General features: G+C 45.1%; 18 protein-coding genes. 5 read left to right on the forward strand and 13 right to left on the reverse strand.

Going from position 1 to position 17,116, the window contains the following annotated elements; genetic code table 11:
- Positions 1-14: 14 nt before the first annotated feature.
- Positions 15-1,367: an NAD-dependent succinate-semialdehyde dehydrogenase gene (locus tag IS446_RS12060; RefSeq protein WP_203061002.1), complete on the reverse strand. Its 1,353-nt coding sequence runs from the start codon at positions 1,365-1,367 to the stop codon at positions 15-17.
- A gap of 133 nt (positions 1,368-1,500) precedes the next feature.
- On the opposite strand from IS446_RS12060, the gene IS446_RS12065 reads away from it, so the two are divergent.
- Both IS446_RS12065 and IS446_RS12070 read left to right on the forward strand, forming a co-directional pair.
- Positions 1,501-1,908, forward strand: coding sequence for a glyoxalase (locus IS446_RS12065; protein ID WP_203061003.1), 408 nt, complete (start codon positions 1,501-1,503; stop codon positions 1,906-1,908).
- 56 nt (positions 1,909-1,964) lie between these two features.
- Complete coding sequence (locus tag IS446_RS12070) at positions 1,965-2,411, forward strand: transcription elongation factor (RefSeq protein ID WP_203061004.1); 447 nt, start codon at positions 1,965-1,967, stop codon at positions 2,409-2,411.
- Here IS446_RS12070 and IS446_RS12075 read toward each other — a convergent pair whose 3' ends face one another.
- On the reverse strand, positions 2,412-3,128 hold the full coding sequence (locus tag IS446_RS12075) for a DUF2461 domain-containing protein (protein ID WP_317192206.1): 717 nt from the start codon (positions 3,126-3,128) through the stop codon (positions 2,412-2,414).
- A 56-nt stretch (positions 3,129-3,184) separates the two neighbouring features.
- On the opposite strand from IS446_RS12075, the gene epsC reads away from it, so the two are divergent.
- The gene (epsC, locus tag IS446_RS12080) at positions 3,185-3,976 is read left to right on the forward strand and encodes a serine O-acetyltransferase EpsC (protein ID WP_203061005.1); all 792 of its coding nucleotides are present in this window, start codon (positions 3,185-3,187) and stop codon (positions 3,974-3,976) included.
- On the forward strand, positions 3,966-4,853 hold the full coding sequence (gene cysM / locus IS446_RS12085) for a cysteine synthase CysM (protein WP_203061006.1): 888 nt from the start codon (positions 3,966-3,968) through the stop codon (positions 4,851-4,853). The genes epsC and cysM overlap by 11 nt, the downstream gene beginning before the upstream one ends.
- 5 nt (positions 4,854-4,858) lie before the next feature.
- On the opposite strand, the gene corA is transcribed toward cysM, so the two are convergent.
- From corA to hisG, 9 genes are read right to left on the reverse strand one after another with little or no spacing between them, the layout of a single operon-like run.
- Entirely contained in the window at positions 4,859-5,950 is a 1,092-nt protein-coding gene (corA, locus tag IS446_RS12090) for a magnesium/cobalt transporter CorA (protein ID WP_203061007.1), read from the reverse strand.
- Positions 5,951-6,005: 55 nt separating this feature from the next.
- Positions 6,006-6,602 carry a bifunctional phosphoribosyl-AMP cyclohydrolase/phosphoribosyl-ATP diphosphatase HisIE gene (gene hisIE / locus IS446_RS12095; RefSeq protein ID WP_203061008.1) on the reverse strand — a complete coding sequence of 199 codons (597 nt, stop codon included), beginning with the start codon at positions 6,600-6,602 and terminating at the stop codon, positions 6,006-6,008.
- A 13-nt stretch (positions 6,603-6,615) separates the two neighbouring features.
- Positions 6,616-7,371 carry an imidazole glycerol phosphate synthase subunit HisF gene (gene hisF, locus IS446_RS12100; RefSeq protein ID WP_203061009.1) on the reverse strand — a complete coding sequence of 252 codons (756 nt, stop codon included), beginning with the start codon at positions 7,369-7,371 and terminating at the stop codon, positions 6,616-6,618.
- A 58-nt stretch (positions 7,372-7,429) separates the two neighbouring features.
- Positions 7,430-8,158 carry a 1-(5-phosphoribosyl)-5-[(5-phosphoribosylamino)methylideneamino]imidazole-4-carboxamide isomerase gene (gene hisA / locus IS446_RS12105; RefSeq protein WP_203061010.1) on the reverse strand — a complete coding sequence of 243 codons (729 nt, stop codon included), beginning with the start codon at positions 8,156-8,158 and terminating at the stop codon, positions 7,430-7,432.
- Between the two features lie 16 nt (positions 8,159-8,174).
- Positions 8,175-8,756, reverse strand: coding sequence for an imidazole glycerol phosphate synthase subunit HisH (gene hisH, locus IS446_RS12110; RefSeq protein WP_203061011.1), 582 nt, complete (start codon positions 8,754-8,756; stop codon positions 8,175-8,177).
- Between the two features lie 17 nt (positions 8,757-8,773).
- Complete coding sequence (hisB, locus tag IS446_RS12115; protein ID WP_203061012.1) at positions 8,774-9,907, reverse strand: bifunctional histidinol-phosphatase/imidazoleglycerol-phosphate dehydratase HisB; 1,134 nt, start codon at positions 9,905-9,907, stop codon at positions 8,774-8,776.
- 8 nt (positions 9,908-9,915) lie between these two features.
- Positions 9,916-10,983, reverse strand: coding sequence for a histidinol-phosphate transaminase (gene hisC, locus IS446_RS12120; RefSeq protein WP_203061013.1), 1,068 nt, complete (start codon positions 10,981-10,983; stop codon positions 9,916-9,918).
- Positions 10,980-12,278 carry a histidinol dehydrogenase gene (hisD, locus tag IS446_RS12125; protein WP_203061014.1) on the reverse strand — a complete coding sequence of 433 codons (1,299 nt, stop codon included), beginning with the start codon at positions 12,276-12,278 and terminating at the stop codon, positions 10,980-10,982. The genes hisC and hisD overlap by 4 nt, the downstream gene beginning before the upstream one ends.
- Before the next feature lie 9 nt (positions 12,279-12,287).
- Entirely contained in the window at positions 12,288-13,151 is an 864-nt protein-coding gene (hisG, locus tag IS446_RS12130; RefSeq protein WP_203061015.1) for an ATP phosphoribosyltransferase, read from the reverse strand.
- A 382-nt stretch (positions 13,152-13,533) separates the two neighbouring features.
- On the opposite strand from hisG, the gene IS446_RS12135 reads away from it, so the two are divergent.
- Positions 13,534-14,085, forward strand: coding sequence for a hypothetical protein (locus IS446_RS12135; protein ID WP_203061016.1), 552 nt, complete (start codon positions 13,534-13,536; stop codon positions 14,083-14,085).
- Between the two features lie 60 nt (positions 14,086-14,145).
- On the opposite strand, the gene IS446_RS12140 is transcribed toward IS446_RS12135, so the two are convergent.
- Positions 14,146-14,961, reverse strand: coding sequence for a prohibitin family protein (locus IS446_RS12140; RefSeq protein ID WP_203061017.1), 816 nt, complete (start codon positions 14,959-14,961; stop codon positions 14,146-14,148).
- 17 nt (positions 14,962-14,978) lie between these two features.
- A complete protein-coding gene (locus tag IS446_RS12145) occupies positions 14,979-17,000 on the reverse strand; it encodes a vWA domain-containing protein (protein WP_203061018.1) in 2,022 nt (673 codons plus the stop codon).
- Positions 17,001-17,116 lie beyond the last annotated feature (116 nt).

The following is a 17,116-nucleotide window of genomic DNA, read 5'->3' on the forward strand; positions in this document are numbered from 1 at the left end:
GTTACTTAAAGCAATTATTGAATATACACGGTCTTTTTATTGACAAAAGCCAGGATACCCTCCTGCCCTAACTCCCTGCCATAACCGGAGTTCTTTATGCCTCCAAAAGGCAATCGAGGGTCTGACTTTACCATCTCATTGATAAACACCGCCCCTTCTTTAAAGTCATGGATCACAGGTGTGATACGCTCAGGGTACGCTGTAAAAAGACTTACCCCCAGACCAAATCCAGTATGGTTCGAAAGCGTTACCGCTTCTTCAAGACTACTAAATGTTGAAACAGTTACCAGTGGTCCAAAGGTTTCCTCCCGCATTAGCGGGTTCATCGGATCCTGAGTGCGTACTACCGTAGGCTCAAAATAAGCTCCTTTTCGAGATCCGCCGATCAGCACCTGAGCTCCGGCACCTATAGCACGTTCCAGTTGATCTTCCAATTCTTTAGCAAGATCCTCCCTGGCCATTACACCAATATAGCTCTCCTCATTTTTCGGATCTCCTGAACAGAGAAGATTAACTTCTTCGAGAAAGCGGGTGATAAAGCTATCGGCTATCTTCTCATGCAAGAGTATGCGCTTGGCTGCGATACAACTTTGTCCTGTATTCTGATACCGGGCTTGAACTGCTGTGGTCACCGCCTTGTCGAGATCGGCATCATCCAGTACGATAAAGGCATTACTCCCCCCCAGTTCCAGTAAGGATGTTTTGATCTCTCGTCCGGCTATTTCTGCCACGGCACTACCCGCCTTTTCACTACCGGTCAAACTTACTCCTCTCACAAAATCGTGACTTAGTATGTATGCTACGAGATCGCTCTTTATAGGTAATTGCTGAAATACGCTATCAGGGAATCCGCAATCGCGAAAGATCTGTTCAATAGCTGTGGCGCAACCCATCACATTAGAAGCGTGCTTCAAAAGAGCGGTATTACCACTTATCAAGGTCGGAACAAGGAAACGGAAAACCTGCCAAAAAGGATAGTTCCATGGCATAACTCCCAAAATAACCCCTAAAGGTTCGTAGCTCACATAGCTTCGGGAAGCATCGGTTTCTATCACCTTGTCTTTCAAATAAGCCTTAGCATGATCTGCGTAATGATCACAAAGCCACGCACATTTCTCTACCTCTGCCTCTGCCTGTTTCACCGGCTTCCCCATTTCCCTGCTCATGAGCAATGCAAAGGTTCGTTTGTGCTGTTTAAGGTGTACGCTTACTTTATGAAAGTATTGGCAACGTTCTGCCACAGGCAGCTTTCTCCAGGTGTTAAACTGTCGGTTTCCGCGAGTAATAGCAGCAGCAACACCTTCTTTGGACATTTCCTGATAAGTGGCAATCACTTTACCTGTGTATGGATCAATACTCTCGATCATGCTTTCTGGTTCTAATTAAATGTGCTCCTCAAGTTAAGAAATGTTTCATTGTTCATAACTGCGTTAAAAACCTTAACGCAACCTTAAATATATGCCTTAACGAATTCGCTATCTTTAAGAAAACTACTTCATTATGGCTACACGTAAAGAGCTTCTGCTCCAACTCCGACCCCAACTCCCAAATGCAGTGATCACCGAAAACATGAGCAAGGATGAACGTTTTCAAAACGCCACCCTGCGCCCGGTTTTAAAACTACAGACCGATCTTTTGATGGAAGCCTTTCGAAATTACGTAAGGAAACATAAGGGTACATATTACAATCTCAATCTTCAGCAAAAGATGAGGTATATCGAAAATGCCATTCAGAGAGATATTAAGTTCAGAAATTCGCTTAAAGGGATGATCATAGGTCAATTCACCCTGGAGGAATACCATACCTATACCAGCAATTCGTCTGCATTGAACAAGCGAATGATGAAAATGGTCATTGAACGTATTAAAGACCACTCTCAACTTCTTGAATCGGAGACTGTTGCATGATTTTTAGTACTTTTACGGTAGCCTGAAGGCAAAACATCAAGCAATGCAGAACGAATATGTTAAAAGAAGAGATCTACCGTAAATGTCAGGAACTGCTCAATTCCCGCATAGAGAAATACCGCAATGAGATCGCCATGTTAAAAGAATCTCTGGAGAACGAAGACCATCACAGTGAAGGTGGCGAAGACAGTTCTTCAGACTCCAGTGTAGATGAACACTACACACAGACCATGCGCTATCTCGATGAGGCGATCAACTTAAAGGAACAGCTAAAACACGTCGATATTTTTCAGGACCCCGCAACGGTGAAACTGGGAAGCCTCGTTCACACCAACAGAGGCATCTTTTTTCTAAGCGTTCCTCTGGGAGCTGTGAATGCAGACGGGAAAACGATCATTGCCATATCACGTGAGGCACCGGTATCTCAGCTTCTCATAGGCAAAGCAAAGCATGACACGATCAATTTCAACGGTAATCTCTATACGGTAGAAGCTATCGAATAGTTATTCCAATAGGGATACACCGTTAAGATCGGTGGTAAGCACTTCACTCATGTAATCGAACCACTCGCGAACGGCTCTGAAACTCTTATCCACTTCCCCGGAAAAGGATGCCGAGGTCACCTGCTTATCGGTAAACTTCTTAACCAGGATAAATTGCTTTTTACGAATGAGGTCTATCGCCTCATGGTCCCTGTCAAATCCTTTTGGTGCTGTTTTCAGTTCTTCTCCTTCCAAACCGTTGAACACCTCGGTAAATGCTTCTGATGCAAGAAACTTTCTCATAGGAGCATCGTCTATTTCAAATTCTTTTCTGATCCTGAAGAGATCTTCTTTAGAAGGCCCCCAAAATCCGGCAGCCAGGAAGCTGTTTCCCGGTTCAATATGCAGGTAATATCCACCCCTGTTCTTTGGTTTTGTCCGCTGGAATGAGGCAGAAAAGTGAGTTTTATAAGGTGTCTTGTTCTTGGAGAATCGAACATCCCGATAAATCCTGAATACCTTGAACGCGTCTAATTCATCATGGGCGTTCATAAGATGAAAGATATGCTCAAAAAAGGTCTTGGCTATGGCTTGTTCTCCCTTGAACTGTTTTTTATGATCTTCGAACCAGGTGCGGTCATTATTATTTTTTAAGGCTGCTAAAAAATCCAGAATTGAGGGTTTTACCCTTGGTGTCTCCATAACTTCTATTTTGATCAGATCGACTAAAGTTAGCACAATTTTAGGGTTAAGACCTTACAGATTGCGTAAATTTGAAAGGCTATATACAGGAAATGATGAGAAAAGAACTGGTAAAGAAAATCGAAGCACACAAGATCATTCCCCATCTTAAATTACGGTTAAAAGAGCGGGCAGAACTTTTTACAAAAGACCTGTTCTACACGCTTTTTGACATGGAAACCGATGTGGCTTCTTATATGAGCGAGCTTGGTGAGATCTTTTCAGAATTGGTCGAAATGGCCTGCTGGGAGCCGGACAAACCATGTGTGGAGATCTGGGATGACTACATCGAAAAACTACCCCATATTCTCGAAGTACTCCACCACGATGCCAAAGCCATTCACGACTGTGATCCCGCCGCCCGGTCGGTAGAACAGGTATACCTGTCCTACCCGGGATTTTACGCCATTGCCGTATACCGGTTGGCTCATGAATTGCATAAGATCGGATTTCCACTAGTTCCGCGACTTATGACAGAATACGCTCACCGGGTTACGGGTGTCGATATTCATCCCGGAGCCCATATTGGGCCGTCCTTTTTTATTGACCATGCCACAGGAGTGGTTATTGGAGAAACCAGTATTATTAAAAACAATGTGCGTATTTATCAGGGGGTAACCCTTGGAGCCCTGTACGTAGCGAAAAATCTCGAAGATGTCAAAAGGCACCCCACCATAGAAGAAGGCGTTACCATATATGCCAACGCCACCATTTTGGGAGGCGATACCGTGATCGGATCGCATAGCATCATTGGCGGTAATGTCTGGTTAACGGCCTCGATACCTCCAAATTCGATCGTAACACATACCCCTGAGATCAAAATAAAAACTGCAAATGAAAAGTAGATCCATTCTCGATCAGATCGGAAATACCCCCCTGGTGCGTTCCAATGCTTTAGTAACCAAACCCGGAATAGAGCTCTGGTTCAAACTGGAAGGACACAACCCCGGAGGTAGTGTAAAAGACCGCCCGGCCTACAATATGATCAAAAGTGCCCTCGATCGCGGGGATATAGATGAAAGCTCTAAACTTATTGAAGCGACCAGTGGTAACACCGGGATCGCCCTGGCCATGTGCGCAGGATTGTTTGGACTGGACCTGGAATTGGTGATGCCCGAAAACTCGACCGAAGAGCGCATTCTTACTATGAGGGCTTTCGGTGCCAAGCTCACCCTTACCCCGGCAGATATGGGAATAGAAGGCAGCAGGGATTACGCTGAAAACAAGGTTAAGAATGAAGGGTATATCATGCTCAACCAGTTCGGGAATAACGATAACTGGAAGGCTCATTACAAGACCACAGGTCCTGAGATCTGGGAAGATACATCAGGTAAGGTCACCCACTTTGTTTCTTCTATGGGTACCACGGGAACCATTATGGGTACGTCGACCTATTTAAAAGAAAAAGATCACCGCATAGAGATCGTCGGAGTTCAACCTACCGATAATTCCCGGATACCGGGGATACGTAAATGGCCCAAGGAATACCTGCCCGCTATCTTCGATAAAAGTAAGGTCGATCGCATCATAGAGGTGAGTGAAGCGGAAGCGGAAGCCATGGCCCGACGTCTGGCCAAAGAAGAGGGAGTTTTTTCCGGTATGAGCAGCGGAGGTGCCGTTACAGCGGCATTAAAACTTATAGAAACCCTTGACAAGGGCGTTATGGTGGTCATTATTTGTGATCGGGGAGATCGCTATCTGTCTTCCGACCTTTTCCGGTAAACCGATTAGAGCCACCTCTTCTTCCTGAAGTATATGAGCATGCCTACCACCAAAACACCCATTACGGTCAATACCAAAGGGTATCCCAGCGGATGTTGAAGCTCCGGCATGTATGTAAAGTTCATCCCGTATATGCCCGCTATAAAGGTCAGAGGAATAAAAATACTGGCCATAATGGTTAATACCTTCATGACCTCGTTCATTTTATTGCTCATGCTACTCATGTACATTTCCATAAGGCTCATGGTCATTTCCCTGTAAAGGTCTATACTATCTTGTATCTGATTACAATGATCCTGAATATCTCTTAAAAATGGCTTGGTTTCATCTTTAATAAGCGGATGCTCTAAATTGATGAGCTGACTGATGAGCTCTTTTACGGGGCGGATGTTCTTTCTCAATTCAAGAACCTCCTTTTTTAAGGCCTGGATCTCGTGAACAGTTTCGGGTTTCGGGTGGTTATAGACCTTTTCTTCAAGGTCTTCGACCTTGTTTCCAAGGTGTTCTATAACCAAGAAATACTCATCTACAACAGCATCGAGAAGGGCAAACAGCAAATAATCGGCACTGCGCTGCCTTATGCGGCCGTAAGCATTCCTGAGTCGAACTCTCACCCCATCAAAAACATCCTTTTCCACTTCCTGAAAAAGCAAAACCTCGCTTTCAAGAAGTACAAGAGCCACATGTTCAACGTTGATATTTCCCGATGGGTCCAGATAGATCATTTTTATGACCACAAAAAGGTAATTATCAAAATGATCGACCTTAGGACGTTGATCGGTATTTACAATATCCTCCAGGGTAAGAGGGTTCAAACCGAACGATCGTCCCATGGCTTCTACCTGTTTGGTTTCAAAAAGACCCTTAACGTTATACCAGCGCACCCCATTTGGGATCCCCTTTTCAGGAGGCATAACGAATTTTTCTTCAGTAACCTTTTCAGAATATTCACCTTCACTATAATAGGTCAGGGTAACCTGAAATTTGCCCTCTTTGCGTTTTCCCAGGTAAATAACCGATCCCGGTGCCTGCCCAATCTTAGAGTGACGCCTGAAGGGCCTCCGCAAGGTTTCTGTTATGCCGTTTATTTTTCTCAATACTTCAGTGTTTAATAATCAATTTACGTATTCTTAAGGAAAGCAGATCATCCTTTCATGAATGTCTTTCCTTAAGAACTTTACTGATATCAGACAGGGTATACCCTTTAGCCTGAAGCAAGATCAAGTAATGAAACAATAGATCGGCAGATTCGTTCAGAAACAACTCCTCGTTATCATCCTTGGCTTCGATCACGGTTTCTACCGCCTCCTCTCCCACTTTCTGGGCGATCTTATTAATGCCTTTTTCAAACAGACTGGTGACATAACTTCCTTCGGGGCGTTCGGTTCTGCGTTGGGCAATAACGGCTTCCAGTTCACTTAAAAATCCGAACTGCTCCGTGTTCGCATCACCCCAACACGTATCGGTACCGGTATGGCAAACCGGGCCAGCAGGCTTTGCTTGTACTAAAAGGGTGTCGCGATCGCAATCCAGTTCCATATGGACAACATCGAGGAAATTGCCGCTCTCTTCGCCTTTAACCCACAGTCGCCCCTTGGATCGGCTAAAGAAACATACCCTGCCATTTTTTTTAGTGGCTTCAAATGCTTCATTGTTCATATAGCCCAACATAAGGACTTTCATGGTGGCATTGTCCTGAACGATCGCAGGGATCAATCCGTCTTTACTCTTTGAAAAATCTGGTGACATACTCCTATTTATTTTAAATTCTTACGGGAATCTCTTGTTGGTCAAGGTAGGCTTTTAATTCCGGGATCGGGATCTCCCCATAATGAAAAACACTGGCTGCAAGAGCAGCATCGGCCTTACCTTGAATGAACGTATCTTTAAAGTGTTCGGCTTTTCCGGCACCACCGGAGGCAATTACGGGTATATGAAGCATGGTCGATAATTTGGCCAGGGCCTCATTGGCGAATCCGTTCTTGGTGCCATCGTGGTCCATGGAAGTAAAAAGGATCTCCCCGGCTCCGCGTTCCTGCACTTCATATGCCCATTCGAACAGATCTACCGAGGTCGGAACCTTACCTCCTACCAGGTGCACCAACCATTGGTCTTCCACCTGCTTGGCATCAATGGCCACCACCACGCATTGGGATCCAAACCGCTTGGCCAGTTCATTTATGAGTTCCGGGCGCCTTACAGCTGCAGAATTCACTGCGATCTTATCGGCACCTGCGCGCAATAATACCGCCACGTCGTCAACGCTGGATATACCCCCTCCTACCGTAAAGGGGATATTGACCTTCTCAGCGACGTGATATACGAGATCGGCCAGGGTACGACGTTTCTCCTCGGTGGCCGAAATGTCTAGAAAAACCAACTCATCGGCGCCTTCAAGGGCATAGCGCTCTGCTAATTCCACAGGGTCTCCTGCATCGGCAAGAGCTACAAAGTTAACCCCCTTAACAGTACGTCCGTCTTTGATATCCAAACAAGGAATAATTCTTTTTGTAAGCATGATCACGCTTTTAGTTCTTTTCTGATTTTCATGATACCGGTCTTCCGGTATGGTGTGCTTAACGCACTATAAAATTTTCAAGATCCTTTAGGGCAATGGTTCCCTCATAGATCGCCTTTCCAATGATGGCCCCTTCACAGCCGGACTCGCTTAATACTGTTACATCGTCCATGGTGGTTACACCTCCGGAAGCGATCAGGTTTAATGCCTTACCATTAGTAGCCTCAAGGATCTCCTGATATAATGCCGTGGCTGGTCCCTGTAGCAATCCGTCCTTAGATATATCGGTGCAGATCACATAGGTGATGCCTTTTTCGAGGTAATCTGTAATGAAGGGTATCAATGCCTTATCAGACGTATCCATCCATCCGGAAACAGCGATCTGGCGATCTCTTGCATCGGCACCCAGAATAATGCGGTCGCTACCATAGGTATCGATCCATGAAGTAAAGGTTTCAGGATCCTTTACGGCAATGCTTCCTCCGGTTACCTGTTTTGCACCGCTGTTAAAGGCGATGTTCAGGTCTTCCCCGGAACGCACCCCACCGCCAAAATCGATCTTTAGGGAAGTATGGCCGGCAATGCGCTCGAGCACTTTGTAATTAATGATCTTTTTGGCCTTAGCCCCGTCCAAATCAACAAGGTGAAGGTGCTGTATGCCGTGATCTTCAAATCTCCGGGCCATATCTAACGGATCTTCGTTGTATATTTTACTGGTGTTGTAATCCCCTTGAGACAGGCGTACACATTTGCCGTCTATCAGGTCTATTGCAGGTATGATTCTCATGTTGGTAGTTATGCGGTTATAGCTTCAAAAAATTCTCCAGTACACGTGCTCCGACTTCACCGCTTTTTTCAGGGTGAAACTGGGTCCCGTAAAAATTATCTTTCTGCAGGGCCGATGCATAAGGTATACCGTATTCGGTTCTTGCGATGGCCTGACCATTATCGGGCACGTAGAAACTGTGTACGAGGTACATAAAACTATTTTCTTCAATGCCGTCAAAAAGAGGCGAGCGAAGGTCTCTAATGGTATTCCAACCGATCTGCGGCACCTTTAAACCGGACTCAAAGCGTTCTACATTGAGATCGAAGATCCCTAGTCCGTTGGTATCTCCCTCCTCACTGTGTCTGCACATTAATTGCATCCCCAGGCAAATGCCTAACACGGGTTGCTTAAGGTCAGGGATCACCGATTCTAAACGGTGTTCTCTGAGTTTATTCATGGCGCTACCGGCTTCGCCCACTCCGGGAAAGATCACCTTATCTGAAGCCTTCAAGATCTCGGGGTTATCGGTGACCTCGGGGGTAACTCCCAGCCTGTTGAAAGCGAAAATGAGGCTTTGAATATTACCGGCTCCGTAATCTATGATACTTATATTCATTTTGGATCTACAGTTGATTATAACATGCCTTTGGTCGTAGGCAATATCATTTTTTCAGGATCTTGTTTTATCGCCATTTTAATAGCTTTTGCAAAAGCTTTGAAGATCGCTTCGATCTTGTGATGCTCATTGGTTCCTTCGGCCTTGATATTCAGATTGGCCTTGGCGCCGTCTGAGAACGATTTAAAGAAATGCAGAAACATCTCTGTTGGCATTTTTCCGATCATCTCCCTGTTGAATTCGGCATCCCACACCAGCCAGTTTCTTCCACCAAAATCAATAGCTACCTGCGACAGACAGTCGTCCATTGGCAAACAAAATCCGTAACGTTCAATACCCCGTTTATCACCCAGAGCCTGTGCAAAAGCTTCTCCCAGGGCTATGGCCGTATCTTCTATGGTGTGATGCTCATCGACCTCCAGATCACCATCTACAGTAATTTCAAGATCTACTTGTCCGTGTTTCCCAAGTTGATCGAGCATATGATTAAAAAAAGCAATTCCGGTATTGTTCTTCGTCTTTCCGGTACCGTCGAGGTCCAGGGCTATAGTAATATCAGTTTCTTTGGTAGTTCTTTTGATCAACGCCCTTCGACTTCCGCCAAGTAATAATCTGGTAATGGGCTCCCATGATGCAGATTCGAGTGCAATGGTATTGGCCAGCGCTATTTTATCGTCTTTCAGTTCTGCACTTCCCAGGTTGCGGCCGTTATCAATAAAGATCCCCTTACACCCTAGATTCTCTGCCAATTTCATATCGGTAAGACGGTCACCGATCACATAGGAGCCTTCCATGTCGTAAGTACCTTCCATATAGGCGGTTAAAGCTCCGGTATTGGGTTTTCTAAAAGGGGAGTTTTCCTCGGGAAAGGTCTTATCGATCACCACCTCTTTAAAGAAGATCCCTTCTCCTTCGAGCGTGCGCATGATAAAGTTGTGTATGGGCCAGAATGCATCATCCGGGTATGCGTCTGTACCCAAACCATCCTGGTTGGTTACCATGACCAGTTCGTAATCTCCCTTTTGACAAACTTTAGCCAGACCGCTAAGTACCCCGGGGAGAAACTCCAGCTTCTCCAGGCTATCTACCTGTTCGTCTTCAGGTTCCCTGATCAGGGTTCCGTCCCTGTCTATAAATAATATCTTTTTCATCGGTAGGTTTAATTTAGTTGATTTAAAACGGTTAACAGTACTTCATTTTCAGTAATGGTACCGATACTTACCCTAAGGGTATTATCGCATCCGGGGAGTCCGTGGCGCTTACGAACCACGATGCCTTTTGCCAGCAGTTCATCATAACGCCTTTGAGCATCGTCTACCCTGAAGAGTATGAAGTTGGCCTCGCTTTCAAAAACCTGCTCCACATAATCCAAAGCTTTGAACCCATCAATAAGCCTGAATTTTTGCTCTTTGACGGTGGCCAAAAACCGTTTAGCATCTTCCGGATCACGCAACGTTTCCAGGGCCTTCTCCTGGCTAAGGGCATTGACGTTATAAGGCGGCTTTATCTTGTTGAGAATGGAGATGATCGCTTCAGAGGCTATGGCGAATCCAACCCTTGCTCCCGCTAATCCATAAGCCTTTGACAGTGTTTGTACCACAACAAGATTTGGATGATCGTCTAACATGGACGACCAACTATCTGATGAAGTAAAATCTATATAAGCCTCATCTATGACTACGATACCGGCAAATGCTTGAAGTATTTCTTTAACCTTGTTAGACTGCATCAGGTTTCCTGTTGGGTTGTTGGGAGAACAGAAAAAGATCATTCTTGTCTGGTCATCAACCGTTTCCAGGATCTCATCGGTCCTGGGCTGCCATTGATCATCCAAAGGCACCTCGCGAACTTCGACATTATTGACCCCTGCAAGTACACCATACATTCCGTAGGTAGGCGGCAGGGTGATCACATTAGCATCTCCCGGTTCACAAAAAACTCTAAAGAGCAAGTCCAGAACCTCGTCACTTCCATTACCGATAATGAGTTGTTCCGGGCGCACCCCTTTAAGCGATGCAAGCACACTTTTCAATGCATTCTGATAAGGATCGGGATAGCGGTTAATACCATCACCATAAGGATTTTCATTCGCATCGAGAAAGATCATTTCTCCCCCGGGGGTACTGTATTCATCCCTCGCCGAACGATAGGGTTTTAATTGCGCTATACATGGCCGTACGAGCTTGCGCAGGTCAAATCGTGAGCGTATTGCCTTTTCCTCTTTCATCGTTGTGAATTCTTAAGGTCATTTAATCTTAAGGTGACAGCATTTTTGTGACCATAAAGTCCTTCTGCCTCTGCCATCTCTTCAATAACAGGACCCAACGCCATCATACCTTCTTCATTGATCTTTTGATAGGTAATACTTTTAGTAAAACTATCGAGGTTCACTCCGCTATACTGTCGTGAGTATCCGTTCGTCGGAAGGGTATGATTGGTCCCCGAGGCGTAATCACCAGCACTTTCAGGGGTATAATTTCCAAGAAAAACCGAACCGGCATTCGATACCGCTGCACTGATCTCTTGTTCGTTTTCGGCAGCAATAATAAGGTGCTCAGGACCGTATTCATTGATCACGGATATTAGCGTTCCGGTACTATCCACAACGATCATACGCGAATTAGCTATGGCTTTAGCGGCGATCTCTTTTCGCGGTAGTTCCGGTAATTGACGGTCGATCTCTTGCTTAACCGCATCACAAAAGGCTTCGGAGGTACTGAGCAGGATCACCTGGCTATCGACCCCGTGTTCTGCCTGCGATAACAGATCGGCCGCCACATAGGCCGGTTGGGCCGTTGTATCTGCAACTACCATGAGTTCTGAAGGCCCGGCCGGCATATCAATAGACACCTGGTAACGGGTTGCCCATTGTTTAGCAGCGGTGACATATTGATTTCCTGGACCAAAGATCTTATATACCGCCGGAATGGTTTCGGTTCCCAGGGTCATGGCGGCAATGGCCTGCACCCCTCCTACCTGGTAGATCTTTTCGATTCCGCAGAGGGAGGCAGTAAAGAGGATCACCGGATTGACACCACTACCATCCTTTCCGGGAGGTGTGCAAATGATCACTTCCTTACACCCGGCTACTTTGGCGGGAATAGCCAGCATAAGCACCGTAGAAAATAAGGGGGCGGTTCCCCCCGGAATATAGAGCCCGACCTTTTCGATAGGCTTCTTCTCCTGCCAGCATACCACCCCGGGCATGGTCTCAACCTGTACCCGGTCTGTTTGTTGCGCCCTGTGAAATTTTTCAATATTCGCAGCAGCCTTGCGTATCGAATCTTTTAATCCCTGAGGTACACGTTGAGTCGCTGTAGCGATCTCTTCTTCTGAAACCCTGTACCGGATCGTGTGTACTCCATCGAAAAGTTCGGTGTATTTGGCAACGGCCTGATCGCCTTTCTGGGCTACCTCTTCGAAGACCTGGGCTACCAGTGGTTCTAATTCTGAAGCAGCCTCTGTTGGCCGTTTCAACAATTCGTTCAATAACTCCGGAGTTGGATTTATGTTCTTTTTCATAAGCGTTTTTTAGAGCACCATTTTTTCAATAGGACAAACCAGAATACCTTCAGCACCCTGTGCTTTGAGCTCATCGATGATCTGCCAGAATTTATCCTTTTCAATAACGGTATGCAGGGAACTCCACCCCTCCTCTGCCAAAGGCAATACAGTTGGACTACGCATTCCCGGTAAGATCTTAATAATGGCATCTACCTTTTCATTAGGGGCATTGAGCAATACATATCGGGAATCCCTTGCCTTAAGGACCGAACGCAAACGGAACAAGAGTTTGGCAAGCAATTCACGCTGTGCTGAACCTATTTGTGGTGAAGTAGCCAAAACAGCCTCACTCTCGAGAATGGTTGATACCTCCTTCAGGTTATTTTTAAAAAGGGTACTACCACTCGATACGATATCGACGATAGCATCTGCAAGACCTATGTTCGGAGCGATCTCAACACTCCCACTGATCATGTGAAGTTCTGCATTAATACCCTCTTGTTCAAGAAAGCGATTTACCGTGTTCGGATAAGAGGTAGCAATTCTTTTGCCTTCTAAATCGCCGAGACCATTTAGTTCCTGCTCTTTTGGGATCGCCAGAGAAACGCGGCACTTAGAAAATCCCAGGCGCTCGACGATCTCAAGCTCTTCTCCTTTCTCAATAAGAAGATTCTCCCCGATGATCCCTATATCGGCTACGCCATCGCGGAGGTATTTAGGGATGTCGCCGTTGCGAAGGTACATGACCTCAAGTGGGAAGTTACGCGCTCTTACCTTAAGCTGATCATGCCCGTTATCAATGGAGATCCCGCAATCTTTGAGGATCTTTAAGGATTCTTCAAAAAGTCTGCCCGACTTCTGAATTGCGATCTTTAAAGGTGTTGTACTCATATTAAAAGTCTTTTTTTTAATGGATTTGAGCACAGGCCGGTAATAAAAAACACCCGCCTGAATACTCAAACGGGTGTTAATGATATTTTATGTACTGCACATAACCATCCTACCTCGCCTGAGCCAGTGGAAAATGATGATGATGATGTACAAATACGGTGTTCATGTTTTCTTTAAAAAGATATGAACAAATATAACGTATAAAATTTCAGAATTACAAACATTAGCATCCTGATTAACGTAAATTTTACAAATAGCACAACAAAGTCCTCTAAACGAATGATTTATGATGATTGCGCAATATTTTTTATATATTAGAGACAGCGAAATCTTACTTTTAGTTAATTATAAATTGTATATCCCCATCTAATACTTATCTATAATGGAATCTTCGGTCATCTATTTTACCTCTGCTGCTTTCTGGACCTTTATCATCCTGTCCTTTGGTATGGGCTATCTGATCGCTAATATTTTTACCCGTAATAAATACCGACAACAATTGGATAAATGCCAGTTGGAAAAAAGTATGCTCCTCAACAATGTCAAAGAGCAGGAAGAAGAGATCGTAGAACCGATCGGCGTCAAGGCCATACAAACGCGTGGTCGTAGCGGGATTCCGGTAAAAGAACCTGCCAAACGAGTCGTGAAGCCAAAAAAGAACGAAGAAAAGATCGATTTTGATCGTATAGGAGAAGGGTCTCCTGAGAACCGTGATGACCTGCAAAAGATAGACGGTATAGGCCCGTTTATCGAACAGCAATTAAATGAAACAGGCATCTACAAGTACCTTCAGATAAGCAGGTTGAACGAGAGCGATATCAAGATCATTACAGCACAATTGGATTTTTTCCCCGGACGCATAAAACGCGACAGGTGGATCGAACAGGCTGCAACTCTTTATCATGAAAAAGAACGTGTTGCCAAAGAAGCTTAAGTAAATAAAAAAAGCCCTGTAATCATACAGGGCTTTTTTTATTTGATACCAAATGATCTATTAATTATTACCGAGAATAATAGGAAGACCGTCTCCGCCCCCTCCTACTACGATAACCTTGGAATTTGGCGATTGAGACAATTTAAGTGTCGCCTCAATACCTTTATCCTGAAGGATCTTATCGGTAAGTGAAGCACTTAGAATACGGTTGGCATCTGCCTTACCCTGTGCCTCGATACGTTGCTTTTCGGCCTCTTTTTCTGCCTTTTCAAGACGGAACTCATATTCCAGTGATTCTTGCTCTTGTCTTAATTTACGCTCAATAGCCTCTTTGATGGTTGGTGGCAAGGTCACATCTCTTACCAGGATCTCATTGAGCTGGATGTATTGTTTATCCACGATCTTTTTGGTCTCTTCAAAGATCTCCTCCTGAATGGCATCACGCTTACTGGAATAGAGCTGTTCGGGAGTATAACGTCCTACAACACTTCTCGCAGCCGAACGAATAGATGGAAGTAAGATTCGTGAAACATATTCCTCACTCTTCTCCTTATGTAACTTTCCAAGCACCTCATATTTAGGTTGGAACCAAGCAGAAGCATCGATCTTGATCTCCAGACCGTTAGATGATAGTACGGTCATTTTCTCATAGGCCTCCTGCTGTCTTACTTCATAAACAAAGATCTTATTCCAGGGTGCTACCAGGTGAAATCCTTCCCCTAATGGCGGTTCATCGATCACTACCCCACCACCGAAGGTGCGGTACAATACTCCGGCTTCTCCTGACCCGATGGTCACTGCCGATTTAGAAATTAAAATAATGGCGGCAATGATCACAATAATAAGTGGTATGCCGATCTTAGGTAATCTGTCCATATTGATCTGATTTAAATTTATATTAATCCGTTGTATTTTCTTATGATCCACTCTGCCCCAAACAGAAGGCAGATCGCCAATAAGAGCCAGGGCCATTCAACCAGGCTTACGGCTTCGGCCTTTTGTTTTTGTACAGGCATATAGGTATCATCCTTCAACAAACCTGTCACTATATCCGGAAGACCATCCAGAGTTGCATATGCGCCACCGGTACGTTCTGAAAGATTATTCATCCGGTCAACATCTGCATTTACAAATTGCTTTTCCACATCGTACTCCAGTACGGTAAACTGGCCTTTAGCGCTAATACCCTGATCGGTAACGGTGACCTCAAACCGGTAATCGCCCGGAGCTAATCCGTTAAGGTTGGCTCTGTACGCTCTTGTTTCGGCCATCATCGGAATCACCTCCACAGACTGATCGTCCTGATCACTTAATCGTATTTCCAGGTTTTCTGAAGGGTCAAAAACAAAATTCTTATCGTAATACCCGGCATTTATGGTAACGGGTGAATTCGCATAATAGAACGACTTATACGTGAGATCCAGGCGATTTCTTTGAACACCGGTTAGCAGGTATTGTGCCAACGTATTCCAAAAACCATCGAATGCCACAAAACTTTCATTTTGTGCAAAATGCCACAAACGCCATTTCCAAAGTCCGCTACCGTCAAGAACGGCAACCCTGCGTCCCGAATTATCTGTAGTGAATAAGAGCGGCCTCTCGGTTTCAATACCATTAATATTTTTATAGATCAAAATATCGTAAGGGGTATTTATAATAAAATCGCCCAGTAACGAATTGATCGGGGGTGCCGATGCCAGTTCCGGGGCCTCAAACCGAAACTCTCCATAACCGGAATTCACCCTGCCTTGTACAGTCTCACTATTATAGGTGATTTCTCTGTTGAAGAGATCCTGACCTGCATTAACACTGTTCCAATCGGTAGCATCCCCTGCTATGAGCCAATAATTCTTCTTTGCCTGGTCAAGGCGTTGAAACAGGCTTGCAAAAGATTGGTCCGGATCAAAAAGTACGAACAGGTCGTAATCCCCGACTTCCATGGCTTCATCAGGACGAACAATACGTACTTGCCTCTGTCCCTGACGACCGAGGATCTTTACCAGGGCTCCGAGGTCCGGATGACTTCCCGTAGTCACTACAGCAATTCTGTTGCGATCGCCTATGACCTCTACAGCAAAATCATAACTATTATTAGTGGTATTCTTTTCGCCTTCGATCGGACTAAGGCTCACGCGATAGCGCTTAATTCCCGGACTTCCGGCTTCTAGTTCTATAGCTTCTGCACTTCCGGCGGTACCAGCCTCTAAACGAAGGTTCCTTTTGTAAACAACCTTGTTATTCCGGCGTACCTCCATCAGGGTATTAACATCTTCATTCCCCTGCAAGACCGGAAAGACCTCAAGGGGAAAACGGTTATTGGCATAGGCATACCTGTTCACATTTACCCGTTCTATACTCAGGTCATCATATCGGGTGGTATCTCCGGCAACTACAGCATATACAGGACCTTTCCACCCCGGGGTATTGTACTGATAATCGGCCCCGTAGGTATTATTCCCATCGCTAATAAGCAAAGTGGCTGTTCTGGAGCCTGCGTCTACTTTTTGTAAACTGGCAAGTGCACCTGCTATATCGGTCTGAGACTCATTAAATGCAGGAAGCGAATCCATGACCCTAAGATCTTCTCCAAGGGTATAATAGGTTACATTAAAGGCATCGCTAAGGTCTTCGTCGGCCTGTAGACGTGCTATTGCCGCTCGTATAGCCTCATCTGTGCCCAAATTCACCATGGAGGAAGAATTATCTACAACCACGTTCAAGTTGGGTTTTTCTGTAGTATAGGTGTATTTCTGAATAAGCGGATTGATGAGTAAAATAGCAAGAGCCCATAGGGCCAGCCCCCTAAGTACGAAGAGCCCCCGAAACAAAATCCCGGAGGTGTTTTTTTCCCGATACCAAAAATACGATAAGGCAAAGGCGAGAAAAAAAGTAAGTACGATTAGCAAAAGGGTCATGCCGGACATCTAAAACGAATTTCGGGTATACATTAGGAAATTTCTTCCCATTGTATACCCGAAATTACAAATTTATATTCGTTTAAAGCCGTCATATGAGCGAAAGGTATTACTCG

This window comes from Robertkochia sediminum (genome assembly GCF_016786255.1).
Taxonomy (GTDB): domain Bacteria; phylum Bacteroidota; class Bacteroidia; order Flavobacteriales; family Flavobacteriaceae; genus Robertkochia; species Robertkochia sediminum.

Excerpts from the sequence above, each read along its gene's own strand:
- hisC (WP_203061013.1), bottom strand. The coding sequence starts at position 10,983 with ATGAAAGAGGAAAAGGCAATACGCTCACGATTTGACCTGCGCAAGCTC.
- IS446_RS12140 (WP_203061017.1), bottom strand. The coding sequence starts at position 14,961 with ATGGACAGATTACCTAAGATCGGCATACCACTTATTATTGTGATCATT.
- hisG (WP_203061015.1), bottom strand. The coding sequence starts at position 13,151 with ATGAGTACAACACCTTTAAAGATCGCAATTCAGAAGTCGGGCAGACTT.
- IS446_RS12070 (WP_203061004.1), top strand. The coding sequence starts at position 1,965 with ATGTTAAAAGAAGAGATCTACCGTAAATGTCAGGAACTGCTCAATTCC.
- hisF (WP_203061009.1), bottom strand. The coding sequence starts at position 7,371 with ATGCTTACAAAAAGAATTATTCCTTGTTTGGATATCAAAGACGGACGT.
- hisA (WP_203061010.1), bottom strand. The coding sequence starts at position 8,158 with ATGAGAATCATACCTGCAATAGACCTGATAGACGGCAAATGTGTACGC.
- hisD (WP_203061014.1), bottom strand. The coding sequence starts at position 12,278 with ATGAAAAAGAACATAAATCCAACTCCGGAGTTATTGAACGAATTGTTG.
- IS446_RS12060 (WP_203061002.1), bottom strand. The coding sequence starts at position 1,367 with ATGATCGAGAGTATTGATCCATACACAGGTAAAGTGATTGCCACTTAT.
- IS446_RS12135 (WP_203061016.1), top strand. The coding sequence starts at position 13,534 with ATGGAATCTTCGGTCATCTATTTTACCTCTGCTGCTTTCTGGACCTTT.
- cysM (WP_203061006.1), top strand. The coding sequence starts at position 3,966 with ATGAAAAGTAGATCCATTCTCGATCAGATCGGAAATACCCCCCTGGTG.
- hisH (WP_203061011.1), bottom strand. The coding sequence starts at position 8,756 with ATGAATATAAGTATCATAGATTACGGAGCCGGTAATATTCAAAGCCTC.
- IS446_RS12145 (WP_203061018.1), bottom strand. The coding sequence starts at position 17,000 with ATGACCCTTTTGCTAATCGTACTTACTTTTTTTCTCGCCTTTGCCTTA.
- hisIE (WP_203061008.1), bottom strand. The coding sequence starts at position 6,602 with ATGTCACCAGATTTTTCAAAGAGTAAAGACGGATTGATCCCTGCGATC.
- hisB (WP_203061012.1), bottom strand. The coding sequence starts at position 9,907 with ATGAAAAAGATATTATTTATAGACAGGGACGGAACCCTGATCAGGGAA.
- IS446_RS12065 (WP_203061003.1), top strand. The coding sequence starts at position 1,501 with ATGGCTACACGTAAAGAGCTTCTGCTCCAACTCCGACCCCAACTCCCA.
- epsC (WP_203061005.1), top strand. The coding sequence starts at position 3,185 with ATGATGAGAAAAGAACTGGTAAAGAAAATCGAAGCACACAAGATCATT.